Origin of the sequence: Paenibacillus sp. FSL K6-1558 (assembly GCF_038002565.1) — a bacterium.
In the GTDB taxonomy this organism is placed as follows: Bacteria; Bacillota; Bacilli; order Paenibacillales; family Paenibacillaceae; genus Paenibacillus; species Paenibacillus polysaccharolyticus.
Map to the genome: position 1 here is coordinate 778744 of NZ_JBBOCV010000001.1, position 14318 is coordinate 793061.

Genomic DNA, 14318 nt, shown 5'->3' on the forward strand with positions numbered 1-14318 from the left:
CTAAAAGTATGTTTAAGTGATCATTTCGCCGATCCATTCGGCAAGTTCATTAGGTGTAATCGCTGCTACATGTGCCCCCATATTGGCTAAAGTCTGTGCAGCATGTTTGTTGTACACCGAATCTCCGTTGAAATCGAGAGCGGTAAGCACAAGCAACTTGCATCCCGCATCGATAATATCCTTACAAGCTTGATACATCTGATTAATCGGGTAACCTTCCTCCAGATCACTCACCAAAATGTAGATCGTTTTTCCAGGATTCTCAATCAGCGTCTCCCCATAACGTAGCGCTTTGGCGATATGGGTTCCTCCACCGAGTTGCACATTCATCAATACATCTACGGGGTCCTCAAGTCGGTCGCTCAGGTCCACAACTTTGGTATCAAAGATGAACAGCTTTGTGCGTAGTGCGTTCAATCGATAAAAAATACTCGCCATGACCGAACTGTAAATCACCGAATCCATCATACTACCGCTTTCATCTACACCGATAATGATGTTCCACTTATTGTGTTGCTCTAAATTCCCGTCAAAATAAAGTCGATCGATCACAAACCTTCGTTTGTGTTTATCATAATTTTTAAGATTACGAGTAATCGTTCGTTTAAAGTTCAGGTTGCGCAGGGATCGCACCGAACTGGATGCGTACCGACTGCGTTTTCCCATAATACTGGCCCGAGTATGAGACTCCAGCTTCCTGCGCAGATCCTCAACCACTGTGCGTACAATATCTTTTGCACTCCGCAGTACATCACCTTTCATTCGCCCTTTGAACTGCATGATGTTTTTGAGCAGGTTCATATTAGGATCAAGGGACTCCAGCAGTTTTTTATCGGTTAAGAGCTCCGTCAGTCCATAACGATCAAGTGCCTGCTTCTCCAAAATTTCAACCGTTGATTTGGGAAAAAGATCTCTGACCTTGTGTAACCAATTAGGTACGGTAAGCTCGGATGAACCACGTCCACCCTCTTTTCGGTAACCTTGTTCTTCACCGTATTCACGGTTATAGAGGTACCCCAGAATCTCGTCCAATTCAACATACTGAAATTCACCCGTTTTATATTGATCCGATTCACAAAGACCTTCCTCTGCAGATTCTCCCAAAATCAGGCGCCAACGGTTCAAAGTTTCAACAGCACTTCGTTCTTCCGAGGAAGACAACTCTGGCAACATTTCGTCCTGGCCGCGACGGGCATCATTCATATTAACTTCCATGCAGCAAACTCCTTTCGAAGCGCTTCGTCCTGCGTTTTGTAACGAATAAGCAGTTGCTCGTCCAGCACAGGCATCAACATTTCATCCGACCTCACTTGGTGCAGATTGGCCACGCGCTCGGCAATCAGATTTGTTTCCATTGGCGTAAAATAAGTGAAAGCCAGATGTAGTTCTGGAATCATAGCAATAAAATCATCATAGGATAACTGCTCAATTAACCCGTTTAGCTCTTGTAACAGCTGGTCCTCATATAGAAATGCATCTCGAGCTACGGTAAACACACCTTGTAAAAATAAAGCCGTTTGACGCGTCTGTTCCGGCGTTCCGCGGATATACCCGCGGGCACGCTCCACGATCTCTTCTCTAGATCGATCACCAAGTCCCGAAGCAATAGCGATACAGACCCCTTCGAGCTGAGCAGGAAGCTTCGAATCCGATAAAAGCTCGTGCAAATGGTTTCGAAAAGCCGTATCCTGGAATTGCTCTTCGGCAGACTCGGCCAGCATTGCAAGTAGCTTTATTCCCTGAATAATACCTTCATGCTCGTCCGCATTCGTTCGCGAAAGCTGTTGCAGCTTGTCCACCGCGTTACGGTAAGCTTCAGATACTAATTCAGGAAGATGAGGGTCATCCGATAGTCCTAGCAGCCGGCGATGCTGATGAATCCGATTCAGAATCGTTAAGCTGTTGCATAGTGACAGAAAATGTCCATCTGTCCGCAAAGCTGCTCGAACCTGGGCATACAAACGCATCGCTGTCTCCTGAAGTCCCATTAATAGTGCCTGGAGCATTTTTTGAGCAAGTTCACCGCTGTGATGGTCAGGAATATCTCGCATCTGCTCTTCCATCTTTCGAGTAGCTGCTGTGGCAAGTGTTCCGCCATATAAAGAATTTTCAATAAGCCGCGCTTCAATTCGTGAGGAATACATGTATTCCCACGTTTCACGAACCAGATTCATATCACGCTGCGCGATCCAATCCGGTCCCGCCTGTCGCTTCGCGAACTCGGGAACAAGATAAGAGATGCATTGAAACAACTGGCTAATCAAACGATGTTCCGGCTTGGCATACAGATCAAGTACCTTTTTATGCTGACCCGTTGTTCGAATCTGAAGTTTGAATTCTGTGCATCGCGCTTTAAAATCCTCAACGATAGGAATATGAAAAGCATTAGGTGCAACACTCCCGATGGCGTCTCCGGTCAACAGAAGTTGTAGTTCCTGAAGCGGCTTGTCGGTGGCAAGTGTAAGCTCTCCTTTGACAAATGAAGAGAGGGCCGCGTCCATCAGCTCGTACACTCCGCCCTCCTGCTTGCCTCGAAGCTCCGCCAGACCTTGAATCATACTATATGCCTCAATGGCATCACTCGTGGAAACATGTTCTTCCCGTTCTCGCAGCTTGCGCATCAATCTGGATAACACGTTCAGTGTAGTTACACGGTAAGGAGAACGTGAAATATGGAGCAGTTGATCCCAGATTTGATCGTAAAAATACACATAAGGCATACCGCTGGCATAGCCATTCAATCGATCAGCTTCGGCAAATGTATACACCATCGGATACACCTGTTCTTGAACATTTCCTGAATCAGATATATCGTGCTGAGTTGAATTGCCCTTGGTTTCCTTTTCCTGAACAGTAGAATTCACTAAACCAAAAGTATGAAAACCTCCCGTAATTACAAGCACACGCTGATACTGCTCTTCAGCTTCCTTGATTCGTTTTGCCATATGGGCTTCTCTCACCAGGTCACCACTCGTCATCAGCCGCTCCGGGGTGTAACACATTCGGGATAATGTACAATACGTGAAAACATCCTGCACAAAGGCAGAGGTAGGTTTCTGCAGCCCACCGATCTCAAACACCTTTTCCCATAGTTCATCAAAACTGCGACAGTTTGTTTTCTCACATAAACGGTTAATAAATTCTGAACTGGCAAGCAGTGTTTCGTCCTGAACGGAGATTTCTTTCTGTTCTGTTTGCGAAGGACTCTCCGTGTTTCTGGATACATGCCGATAATCCAAATCTATAAATTGTGCCGGAATGCCAAGCCGGTGGGCTTGCTTCAACGCGACATATTCGGGTGAATACCGGAGCATCGGATAATAACAGGCTTCTCTTCCATATTCATCTTCATAGGTATAATAGAGACTGACCGGAGGCAAGGTCGCTTCATCCGTTAAAACAGGTATCAGGGGATTACCGCTTTCTGGCCCTTCAATCAAAATGATATCGGGTTTGTAATCTCCGATGACATGCAACAGATGATGAGAACAAGCTGGACTATGATGCCGTATTGGAAAATAAACCGTTCGATTATTTAAGTTATATACACTCGTATCGAATAAGGATTGAAGCTGATTGAAATCCGTAACATCCGATAAACCAACAGCGTCGGCGGGCTCTACTTGGTCTAACCGATCCATTTTCTTTCCTCATAATAATTTTTCCAAATCTCCTCTTCGGCAGAGCGAGCTTTGACAATTTTGGAAAAATAGTTTTTGAGAATGCCTAGGTCCTTGTCGCTTTCCTTTGCAATGGTTCCCAGCATGTTTTGTACCAACCGATCCAGCGCAATAGATTTCCCCTCGTAATAGTACGATGTCATTGCACTCTGCACATATACTGACACGGCTTCTGCAGTACTCATGGACGCTTGAGGTGTATCAAGCTTGTACCCTTCGCGAGACATGCCTGTTCGCAGTTCCATAAATGTAGTTGCCAGCAACTCCACCACGTCGGTCTGAATTTCGGTATCAATTCCACTATGTAATAACAGGTTTCTCGCCTGAGATTCGATGATTTTGGCTTCCATCTTCACATTCTGGATCGGTCTGATCGTTTCAAAATTAAAACGTCGCTTGAGTGCGCCGCTCATCTCATTTACACCTTTATCCCGAATGTTTGCCGTAGCAATGACGTTGAATCCCGGTTTGGCAAAAAGCACACCCCCGTCAAGTTCTGGAATGCTCATGACTTTATCACTCAAAATACTAATTAAGCTGTCCTGTGCTTCTGCCGGACAACGTGTAATTTCCTCAAAGCGCGTTAAAATACCCTTTTTCATACCATTGTATAAAGGGGAAGGCACTAGAGCCGCTTCAGAAGGTCCTTTGTCCAAAAGCATCGCATAATTCCAGGAATACTTGATCATATCCTCCGTTGTTCCAGCTGTACCTTGTATGGTATTCAGACTGGTCCCCGAGATCGCTGCCGTAAGCAACTCACTGAGCATTGTTTTTGCTGTACCGGGCTCACCGACAAGCATCAACCCGCGATTTCCTGCAAGGGTAACAACTGCACGTTCAATCAACACATCATTCCCGTAAAATTTACGTGTAATGGTGATCTTCTCTCCATCCAGCATCGCTGGCTTATCTCGACCAACAATAAAATCCCTCACATTAGCTGGAGATAATAACCAGTTGGGCGGACGATGACCCTGATCCTCCTGTTGTAACGCCCTTAACTCAGCCTCGTATAATGTCTCCGCAGGCGGTTTAAGCATCTCTATCATCAAGATGTCTCCTCTCAAATAAACAGATCGTATGTTCCTATTCACATCATTTTATCACAGCCGTAAGTTATTAAGTCTGAAAACGGGCAAAAATGGTTGAAACGTCCTTCTTACCTGCACTTTTGACTAAGTCCGAGGACTTACATCACCGCACAAATGTGAATCCTCTCTCCCGGTCTACCTCTAGAATAGAGCAATTTCTCATTCTATCCTTTGGAATATCGCTTAGGCATATAGTTCTACCTATCAACACTAACGGCCGGACTTCAGAGATAGGGCACTACAATCTTATAAACAATCCAACATCTCTTCTAATCACTGCATAAAAAGAAAAGAATGCAAAACACAGAACTGTGCTTCCTGTGTTTCATCCACCCGCATAATTGGCGGCATATTATCGCTCACTTCACGCACTCAACTGGCTACAGCCATAAACAAAAAGCCGCTAGATTAGCGACTATATGCAAACATATATCCTGTTCTGTAGACACTACATTCTCCGTCCGCACGAAGACGAGTACAGCTCGTACCATTCATACCGTGTGAGTTCAACCTGAGCCGCATCACGACAAGCGAGAATCCGCTCTGGACGAATCGAACCAATCACCGGCTGAATTCCGGCTGGATGTTTCATTAACCAAGCTAGTACAATGGCTTCACTCGTGACACCACGCTCTTTAGCAATACGAGCCACCAGTTCTGCCGTTGCTTCAATCTCGGGTCGTTGTCGTTCAATCGCTCTGCCTGTAAATCTTCCCTGTGCGAGAGGACCCCAAGCTTGTAACTGAATACGCTCTGCCTGGCAGTACTCCATCGTACCGTATGGGAAAACATTTTCTTTCGCCTGCGCACGGTTCACGGTTACGCCAGCCTCTACAAAACCGATTTTATCAAGGCTCATCTCCAGTTGATTCACGATGAATGGCATACGACTGTGCATCTGAAGCAAACGGATCTGTTCAGAACCCATATTAGACACGCCGAAGTTTCTTACTTTTCCAGCCTGATGAAGTTTAGCCAGCGCTTCTCCGATCTCCTGCGGGTGGGCAAGTGGGTCGGGACGATGCAGCAGCAAAATATCCAGATACTCCGTGCCGAGCCGGGATAAAATCCCGTCAACACTCTTTATAATATGTGCCCCTGATGTGTCATAACGCTGTGGCCCCTCATCATCCCCTACCAGCCGAATTCCGCATTTAGATTGAATAATGATCTGTTCCCGAAGTCCGTTCCTTTCAGATAAGATCCGCCCAAATACATGCTCCGCTTTCCCACGTGTATAGATGTCCGCCAGGTCAAAATGATTAATGCCAATCTCCAGTGCGGCTTCTACCGCTTGACGGCCTTCGACCACCAAATCCTCAGTAATGGGGGCTCCATCCCAATCTCCTCCAAAGCGCATACACCCCAGAACAATAGGACTCGCGGGAATTTGATGATCATGTAAAGGCAACTGTCTATATGACATTTCCGTACTCCCTCTCATTTTTTTATTTTTGAAAACGTATTCTTGACTTCCTATCTTGTCTTCTTGAGTCCAACACGATATTCCTGCATCGCTCGCATTTTTATCATGGAAAAACAAGGTTTCGAACCTTTACATATGGAATAATTACAAAGTGACATATCTTATTGCTAAGGAGAGGAGATTACACATTTGAATCCAAATGAATCTAATGAGACGAATGAGAGCAACGAGACCTCTAGCCCAGATTTTTTCACAGCATCATTTACTCAAAATCCTTATCCGGTATATGGAAAATTAAGAAAAGATGACCCCATCTTTAAAGTCATGTTTCCGAGTGGAGAGTTTGGCTGGATCATTTCTCGATATGAGGATGCTGTTCAGATTTTGAAAGATTCCCGCTTCAGCAAAGACATAGTCAAACGATACGGGACAGAGGGCAAGAGTATTTTTTCAAAAAATATGCTGTTCTCCGATCCACCTGATCATCGTCGTTTGCGAGGTTTGGTACAGAAGGCTTTCACGCCAAAACTTGTCGCAGATATGAGAAGCCATATTCAGAGCATTGCCGATGATCTGCTTGACAAGTTGCCTTCGCAAGCAACGATGAATCTCATCGATGACTTTGCTTTTCCGCTGCCTATTATTGTGATTAGTGAAATTCTCGGCGTGCCGCTTGAGGATCGTGATCAATTCCGCATGTGGTCCAACACCGTTATTGAGGCTTCCACCGGCAAGAATGAAGAACTATTCCAACAACATGAACGGGAGTTCATCGAATATTTGACCGATTGGTTCGCCAAAGTACGTAAAGACCCCGGTCAGGATCTGATCAGCCAGCTAGTCATTGCCGAAGAATCCGGGGAGCAATTGACCGAAAAAGAATTGCTTGGTGTGGTCTCTCTGCTTATTATTGCTGGACATGAAACCACTGTAAATCTTATTGGAAACGGTATTCTGGCCCTGCTTGAGCATCCGGAACAACGAGATTTGTTAATTCGGGAGCCTGAACTGATCCATCAAGCCATTGAAGAGATGCTGAGATATAACGGACCAGTTGAGTTCAGCACCTCACGCTGGGCTTCAGAGGATATGGAGTTTCGTGGGCAGCAGATTACCAAAGGTGAACTTGTGGTTGTGGCGCTGGATTCGGCGAATCGTGATGAAGAGCAATTCAAAGATCCGGATGTATTCGATATCACACGTGAGAAAAGTGCGCATCTCGCTTTTGGCAAAGGTATTCATCTCTGTCTCGGTGCACCGCTGGCCCGACTTGAAGGTGAAATTGCCGTGAGTACGCTGATCAATCGCTTTCCTAACATGAAGTTACAAAAAGATGTGGATACACTGGAATGGAGACCGGGCATGGTCGTTCGCGGCGTCAAGGAAATTCCGGTTCTACTGAAATGAGCAGTTTCTTATTCGTGGTATTCCTGTTGATTATTCCAATTCTCTGGTCCAAACTCGGCAATCTGCAACGTCAGGTAGATGAGCTGAAATCAGAGGTAGAGCTACTTCAAAACGGTTCGTCTCTCGATGCAAATCGTTTTGCCATGAACGCTTCTTCTGTCCAAAATGCTTCATCCTTTTCTTCATCTACAAGCACAGATTCTTTTCCTCAGAGCGGATTCGACATGAATACGGAGTTGGATCAGGAATTGCTTGCAATGGTACGGGGTGGAAACAAAATTCAAGCCATTAAAAAACTTCGTGAAGCCCGCAGCCTTTCTTTAAAAGAAGCTAAAGATTATGTTGAAGCATTAGATCGATAGTATCGCCCTCAAAATGAAAGAGGAACTGAGCGGATTAACGCATACAGTTCCTCTTTTGAGTACTCTTTTTCATGGCGCCCTGACTTCTTACTGAGCAGTTACCGCACCATCGATCGGATATACAGCTCCGTTGATGTACGGTGCATCGTTTCCAAGCAGGAAAGAAACCAGATTAGCGATTTCTTCCGGCTTACCGAGACGTCCGGATGGAATGCTATCTACTGTAGCTTGGAAAACCTCCGGATTATCTTTACCGAATTGAACAACCATCGGTGTTTCAATCGTCCCTGGAGCAATCGCATTCACGCGAATGTTCTCCTTGCCATATTCAATCGCTGCTGTGCGCGTCAAACCAACAACACCATGTTTGGTCGCCGCATACGGAGCAACTGCCGGAACACCCACAATTCCAGCGGTAGAAGCTGTATTCACTATGGAACCTCCACCCGTTTTGAGCATTTCGGTAATAACATATTTTAATCCGTAAAATACGCTTCTCAAATTAATATCAATAATCTGGTCAAATTGCTCAATGGTATGTTCGATTAATTTGATCCCTGGGCCGGCAATTCCCGCATTGTTGAAAAACATATCAATCCGGCCAAACTCTTCGATCGTCTTTTTCACATAATTCTCTACCTCAACAGCTTTACTTACATCAGCCTGAACAAAAATTGCCTTGCTCCCCAGCTGTTCAATCTGCTTCACCGTTTCAAGACCTGTCTTTTCCACCAAATCTACGACAACGATGGAAGCTCCTTGCTCCGCTAGTTTCAGTGCTGCGGCTTGACCTAATCCACTTCCTGCTCCCGTAATGATGGCTACTTTTCCTGCGTGACTCATGATGATCTCCTCCGATTATGTGTCATTTGTGATTGTACCTATTCATTCCTCGCCTCGATATGGATGAGCTATGTAGGTCAGCAAGGACATGACTCCTTCCTGACTTTACCTATTTTAATAAACAATTGATTTAAAAACAAACTAAATTATATCAACCCATATGATTTTGCTTACCGAAGCAAGTTCGTTTTCGCCAGCTCAATTAATTCATCGCCACGGCCATTCAGAACGGCTTTCATCATCCATAACGTGAATCCTTCCGCTTGTTTTATATTAATTTTCGGTGGCAGGGACAGCTCCTGGCGATTCACAACAGCGTCGATCAATACCGGGCCATTGTGTTGCAACGCGCGCTCTATGGCTCCCTCAAGCTCGGCAGGATCTTCTACGCGTATGCCTTCAATGCCCATTGCTTGTGCCACCATCGCGAAGTTTGGATTCACAAGCTCTGTCCCCGATTCGAGGAAACCGGCAGCTTTCATCTCCAGCTCTACAAAGCTGAGTGCGCCATTGTTAAACACAACTACTTTGACTGGGAGGTTATGCTGCTTCAGCGTGAGCAGATCCCCCATAAGCATCGCTAATCCCCCATCTCCGGACAACGAGATGACCTGCCTTTCAGGATCAGCAACCTGAGCCCCAATGGCCTGAGGCAGTGCATTAGCCATCGTTCCGTGATTGAATGAACCCAGCAATCTGCGGTTACGGCTCATCTGAATATAACGTGCTGCCCACACCGTGGGTGTACCTACATCACAAGTGAAGATTGCATTTTCCGCAGCGGCATCACTGATCACTTTGGTCAAGTATTGCGGATGAATAGGCTTTTTGCCTGGTTTTCCCACCGCAAGCTCGTCCAAATCCTCCCTTACTTTCGTATAATGCTTCACGCTTTTACGCAGATGTTTGTCACTATGTTCAGCCGTGAGGTATGGAAGCAACGCTTCAATCGTCGCCTTGATATCACCGCAAACTCCGTAATCCAGTTTAGTTCGCCGCCCTAAATGCGAGGTTTGAATATCCACTTGCAGTACAGTTGCATCTTCCGGATAGAACTGACGATAAGGGAAGTCAGTCCCGAGCATAAGGAGCACGTCACAGTCCATCATGGCATGGTATCCCGAAGAATATCCGATTAAGCCTGTCAGCCCTACTGAATAAGGATTGTCGTATTCTAAGTACTCTTTCCCTCGAAGTGCAATAACCATAGGGGATTTCAATCGATCACAAAGCTCTAGCAGTGGTTCACGAGCCCCCGCACATCCTGCCCCGCATAGAAGTGTAATTTTTTTGTCCTGATTCAAGTACTCCGCCAGCTTGGTGAGTTCGGGTTCAGAAGGATGTACAACCGGATGTGGCGCATGGTAGACATGCTCGGGAACAGGCAGATCAGCCGCTTCAAGTCCAGCAACATCGCCCGGAAGCACAATGACTGACACACCGGAACGAGCTACTGCTGTCTGCATCGCCATTGTGAGCGAACGAGGCATCTGCTTAGCTGTCGTGATCACTTCACAATAATGGCTGCATTCCTGAAACAAATACTCTGGATGAGTCGCCTGAAAATATTCACTGCCAATCTCGTCACTTGGAATGTGAGCAGCAATGGCCAGAACCGGCACACGGTTTCGATGGCAATCATAGAGTCCGTTAATAAGATGCATATTCCCAGGCCCGCTACTACCTGCACATACGGCAATGCTCCCACTTACTTGGGCATCTGCACCCGCTGCAAAAGCCGCTACTTCTTCATGTCTTACATGAATCCATTCTATTTTGCCCGACTTGCGGATGGAGTCGAGGACCGCATTTAACGAGTCTCCAACAATGCCGTATATCCGGTGAATTCCCGCATTTAATAAAGCTTCGACAAGGACGTCTGCTATCGTTTTTTTCATGATGCTTGGTCACTCCTTTATAACGTTATTTTGATTAGGTTTCCATCCCTTGAATATACCTATTCTTATACCCCAATATTTTGAAAAACGAATCAAAAGCATATGTCATTCCAAGTATATAAACACATTCTGCGTTAACATCTGGAGAAAACTCAAAAAATCCGCTTACCTTAAAAGGCAAACGGATCAATCTTGTTTTTTACACGATATCTACTCCTGAGAGCATAATTAATCAAATAGCTGGCATAACATTTCCACCACTTACAGGGATGTACGCTCCAGTGATAAAAGAGGACAAATCGGATGCCAGAAAAGCAACGACGTTTGCAATCTCCTGGTCTTCTCCCCTGCGTCTCAATGGTACGGATCGAGTATACGCCTCATCATGTCCTGGTTCGTTTGTTCGATCGCGTTCACTAATTGTCCACCCCGGAGCTACTTGGTTAACTGTAATCTGATATTCGCCAACTTCCTTCGCTAACACACGATATACACCGTCCATTCCGCGTTTTCCAGCGGTGTAGGCCGATTGATGGGCAAAATTTTGCATCGCGCATTCAGTGTTAATCCCAATGAAGCGACCGGACCTCATTTCCTGCATCTGCGGAATGAAAGCTTTGGCAAGATATACACTCTGCATGACACATGATTCGAACTGGCTTAAGTAATCCTCGGGTGCTTGCTCCAGAACGGAAGTCCATTCGTATTGAATGACTGCATTCGCAACGACAATATCTACGTTACCCAGCGTATTTTGGATCGCACCTCGCATCTGAAATACGGTATCTTGTTTAGTCATGTCACCTTGTACGATAACGGCCTGACGACCCATTGCTTCGATCTCGTCCTGCAATTCTTTGGCCTTCATTTCGTTGTTTATGTAATGCAATGCCAGATTCGCGCCGCAAGTTGCAAGTGTACGAGCAATCACTCTTCCCAATTGCCCAGTTGCACCCGTAACTAATGCCGTTTTCCCCGTTAAATCCAACTTCATGACCTGAGTCACCTCCTTATCCATTCTACTCTAAAACGATTTCGAAAAGTGAATTTTCGAATACTCGTGACGCCTGCATTTTCGGATATCAAGACTTCCTTTGGAGATTTTCTTGACTCTCAGTCCATTTTCAACGTTACTTTTGGATCTCTATTCACCATTGTGTTTCATAAAATCAATTTCCTGAAAACGGCTGACTTCCTTCTCCCAGCGCTCAGCAACATACTGACGGTGTACGGGATGATCATTATAAGCGTCATAAGCAGCCTGATCTGCAAACTCCATAGAAAACCCGTAATCAAACTCATTTTTTGCACTCACTTGGCGTAGGACCTGGAAATGTTCAACACCTGGAATTTCCGCAAGCGCTTCCTTACTTTCGTTCAAAAAAACTTCGGACTCCGCTGTATCTTTACCTGCATAAAGTGTAAATGTCACCATATGTGTAATTCTGCTCATCTCTGTTTCCTCCTCCACTATGTTCAGACTCTGTACTCTAGTTTACAACTGAATGCGCTGAAAGCGCAATATTTGGTTGAATTGAACCAATGAGCTTTCATGCAAGAAACTAAGAAAACACAACCAAAAACAAAAACCCCCGGAATAACATTCCAGGGGTTGCTCCTCATCTATAAGAGAACTAGTTTTTGAGGTTGTATTTGCGGTTGAACTTGTCAACACGTCCACCGATATCCACGTTTCTTTGTTTACCAGTGAAGAACGGGTGGGATGCAGAGCTAGTATCTACACGGATAACAGGGTAAGTGTTACCGTCTTCCCATTCCATTGTTTCATTCGAGAACTTCGTGGAAGAAGCCAGGAATTTGAAGTCAGCACTTGCATCGTAGAAAATAACGAGCTGTGTTTTAGGATGGATGTCAACTTTTGGCATAATCTATTTACACTCCTTTAATATGGGTACTTCCTAGAATCAAACTAAATTTTATTATACTCTTTTTTTGCACGAAGTACCAGCAAGAATTGACGAAAAGACAAAAAAATTATAATCCATGCGAGTGGGTATCTAAATCCATCATTACGCCGGGCCTTTTTCCAGTACATGCAATATGTACTCGAGCGCCTCGAGTTCATCCCTTCCTCTCGTCTGTAATCGAACCATACTGCCGTTTCGAAGCGGAAGTAATGCCATGCCTAGCAGGCTCTTTACATCTACACGATGTTCATGATCAGCCTCCGTATAAGACAATGATATGTCCGAAGCAAAACGTGACGCTTGAGAGGATACCGACAGTAACTCATCCCGATGAAAATCCGCGTGAATCATAAATTCATGTGTTCTCACAACTTTCAATTCCTTTCGCCAAAATATGAGTAACTGTAATCATGTGTTTTCATTTATATATTAAAATCAACATGAATTATACCATGTGCTGGCAGGTTGTCCATGCCTTTCATGCGGAAAAAACAAAAAAATTACGACTACTCCCGTTACAATTAAAAAAAGGTCCTGTACACATATGTGTACAGAACCCACACTCTTTTCTTATTACATACCGTTCGGGTAAACCATCACTTTAAGACTACCGCTTTTGTTATGCAGCGCCCTCTCCATTGCCTGTTGTGTCTCTTCAAGGGGGTATCGATCGGTGATCAAAGACATCACATCATGCTGTCCCGAACTTAAAAAGGCTACCCCCGCAGGATACGTATTGGCATAACGGAATATGCCATAGATATCGACTTCATTGTCGGCAATAAACGGGACATTGATTGCAATCTCATCCTGGGCGGGCAATCCAACAATGGCCAGCTTACCACCTCTGCGAAGAGAATATAGCGCCGACTGCAGTGCTTTGGGATTACCTGCCGTCTCCCAGGCTGTATCCACTCCGATGCCCTCGGTAATTTCCCGAATCACAGCAAGCGCATCCTCATGACGCACATTGATGGTGTGCGTTGCTCCCATCCGGCGTGCGGCCTCAAGCCGGACTTCCTCTAGATCCGTGACAATGATGGCCTCTACTCCGAAGGATTTCGCTGCCGCAACAGCCATCAGTCCGACGGGGCCCATTCCCATAATAGCCAGTGTCGTTCCTGGAGCCAGTTTACTCCTGCGAGCGGCATGAATACCAACGGAAAACGGTTCATTCATGGCTGCTTCCTCAAAGGTCAGGTGATCCGGGATTGGAAATACCATATCCTCTCGTATGACCATGTACTGCACGAATGCTCCATCGACCGGAGGGGTTGCCAGGAATTGAACTTCAGGACACAGATTGTAACGTCCTTCCTTACAAGCTGTACAGCGTCCGCAAGTCACTCCAGGTTCAATGGCAACTCGCTCCCCCACCTTCACTCGGGCAACGTCTGCACCAACCGCAACGATAATCCCCGCACATTCATGGCCAAGAATAATCGGTTTCTCCACAACAAATCTGCCAATGCGACCATGCTCAAAATAGTGTACATCAGATCCACAAACGCCTACGGCCATTACCTTAATAAGCACTTCATTGGATGAAGGTCTGGGAACAGGTTGATCCTCAATGATAATATGTCCAGGCTTTGTCATGACGGCAGCCTTCATCGTTACGGGCAGTTCGTGTTCACTCATACGCATTCTCCTCCTTATGCATGTCAGTGCTGTCTCTCG

13 protein-coding genes are annotated in these 14318 nt (G+C 45.6%); 2 read left to right on the forward strand and 11 right to left on the reverse strand.

Going from position 1 to position 14318, the window contains the following annotated elements:
- Positions 1-12: 12 nt before the first annotated feature.
- From MHI38_RS03160 to MHI38_RS03175, 4 genes are all read right to left on the reverse strand, one after another.
- Complete coding sequence (locus tag MHI38_RS03160) at positions 13-1173, reverse strand: VWA domain-containing protein (protein ID WP_341181900.1); 1161 nt, start codon at positions 1171-1173, stop codon at positions 13-15.
- A gap of 26 nt (positions 1174-1199) precedes the next feature.
- Entirely contained in the window at positions 1200-3641 is a 2442-nt protein-coding gene (locus MHI38_RS03165) for a DUF5682 family protein (RefSeq protein ID WP_341180952.1), read from the reverse strand.
- Positions 3629-4729, reverse strand: a complete 1101-nt coding sequence (locus MHI38_RS03170) for an ATP-binding protein (RefSeq protein WP_341181901.1) — start codon at positions 4727-4729, stop codon at positions 3629-3631. The genes MHI38_RS03165 and MHI38_RS03170 overlap by 13 nt, the downstream gene beginning before the upstream one ends.
- A gap of 493 nt (positions 4730-5222) precedes the next feature.
- The gene (locus MHI38_RS03175; protein ID WP_341180953.1) at positions 5223-6200 is read right to left on the reverse strand and encodes an aldo/keto reductase; all 978 of its coding nucleotides are present in this window, start codon (positions 6198-6200) and stop codon (positions 5223-5225) included.
- A gap of 189 nt (positions 6201-6389) precedes the next feature.
- Here MHI38_RS03175 and MHI38_RS03180 point away from each other — a divergent pair, with 189 nt between their 5' ends.
- Both MHI38_RS03180 and MHI38_RS03185 read left to right on the forward strand, forming a co-directional pair.
- Complete coding sequence (locus tag MHI38_RS03180; protein ID WP_253494333.1) at positions 6390-7607, forward strand: cytochrome P450 family protein; 1218 nt, start codon at positions 6390-6392, stop codon at positions 7605-7607.
- 26 nt (positions 7608-7633) lie between these two features.
- Positions 7634-7969 (forward strand): ribosomal protein L7/L12, encoded by a 336-nt coding sequence (locus tag MHI38_RS03185; RefSeq protein ID WP_341180954.1) that lies wholly within the window; start codon positions 7634-7636, stop codon positions 7967-7969.
- Between the two features lie 87 nt (positions 7970-8056).
- Here the strand turns inward: MHI38_RS03185 and MHI38_RS03190 are convergent, their stop codons facing one another.
- The 7 genes from MHI38_RS03190 to MHI38_RS03220 form a co-directional block, all read right to left on the reverse strand.
- Positions 8057-8812, reverse strand: a complete 756-nt coding sequence (locus MHI38_RS03190; RefSeq protein WP_221789531.1) for an SDR family NAD(P)-dependent oxidoreductase — start codon at positions 8810-8812, stop codon at positions 8057-8059.
- 170 nt (positions 8813-8982) lie between these two features.
- The gene (gene poxB, locus MHI38_RS03195) at positions 8983-10710 is read right to left on the reverse strand and encodes a ubiquinone-dependent pyruvate dehydrogenase (RefSeq protein WP_341180955.1); all 1728 of its coding nucleotides are present in this window, start codon (positions 10708-10710) and stop codon (positions 8983-8985) included.
- Between the two features lie 232 nt (positions 10711-10942).
- Positions 10943-11704: an SDR family oxidoreductase gene (locus MHI38_RS03200; RefSeq protein WP_154959270.1), complete on the reverse strand. Its 762-nt coding sequence runs from the start codon at positions 11702-11704 to the stop codon at positions 10943-10945.
- 150 nt (positions 11705-11854) lie between these two features.
- On the reverse strand, positions 11855-12163 hold the full coding sequence (locus tag MHI38_RS03205) for a Dabb family protein (protein ID WP_251504140.1): 309 nt from the start codon (positions 12161-12163) through the stop codon (positions 11855-11857).
- A 181-nt stretch (positions 12164-12344) separates the two neighbouring features.
- On the reverse strand, positions 12345-12596 hold the full coding sequence (locus MHI38_RS03210) for a type B 50S ribosomal protein L31 (RefSeq protein WP_090916418.1): 252 nt from the start codon (positions 12594-12596) through the stop codon (positions 12345-12347).
- A gap of 144 nt (positions 12597-12740) precedes the next feature.
- Positions 12741-13007 carry an HPr family phosphocarrier protein gene (locus MHI38_RS03215; protein WP_244159217.1) on the reverse strand — a complete coding sequence of 89 codons (267 nt, stop codon included), beginning with the start codon at positions 13005-13007 and terminating at the stop codon, positions 12741-12743.
- A gap of 204 nt (positions 13008-13211) precedes the next feature.
- Entirely contained in the window at positions 13212-14285 is a 1074-nt protein-coding gene (locus tag MHI38_RS03220; protein ID WP_261769638.1) for an NAD(P)-dependent alcohol dehydrogenase, read from the reverse strand.
- Positions 14286-14318: the final 33 nt, after the last annotated feature.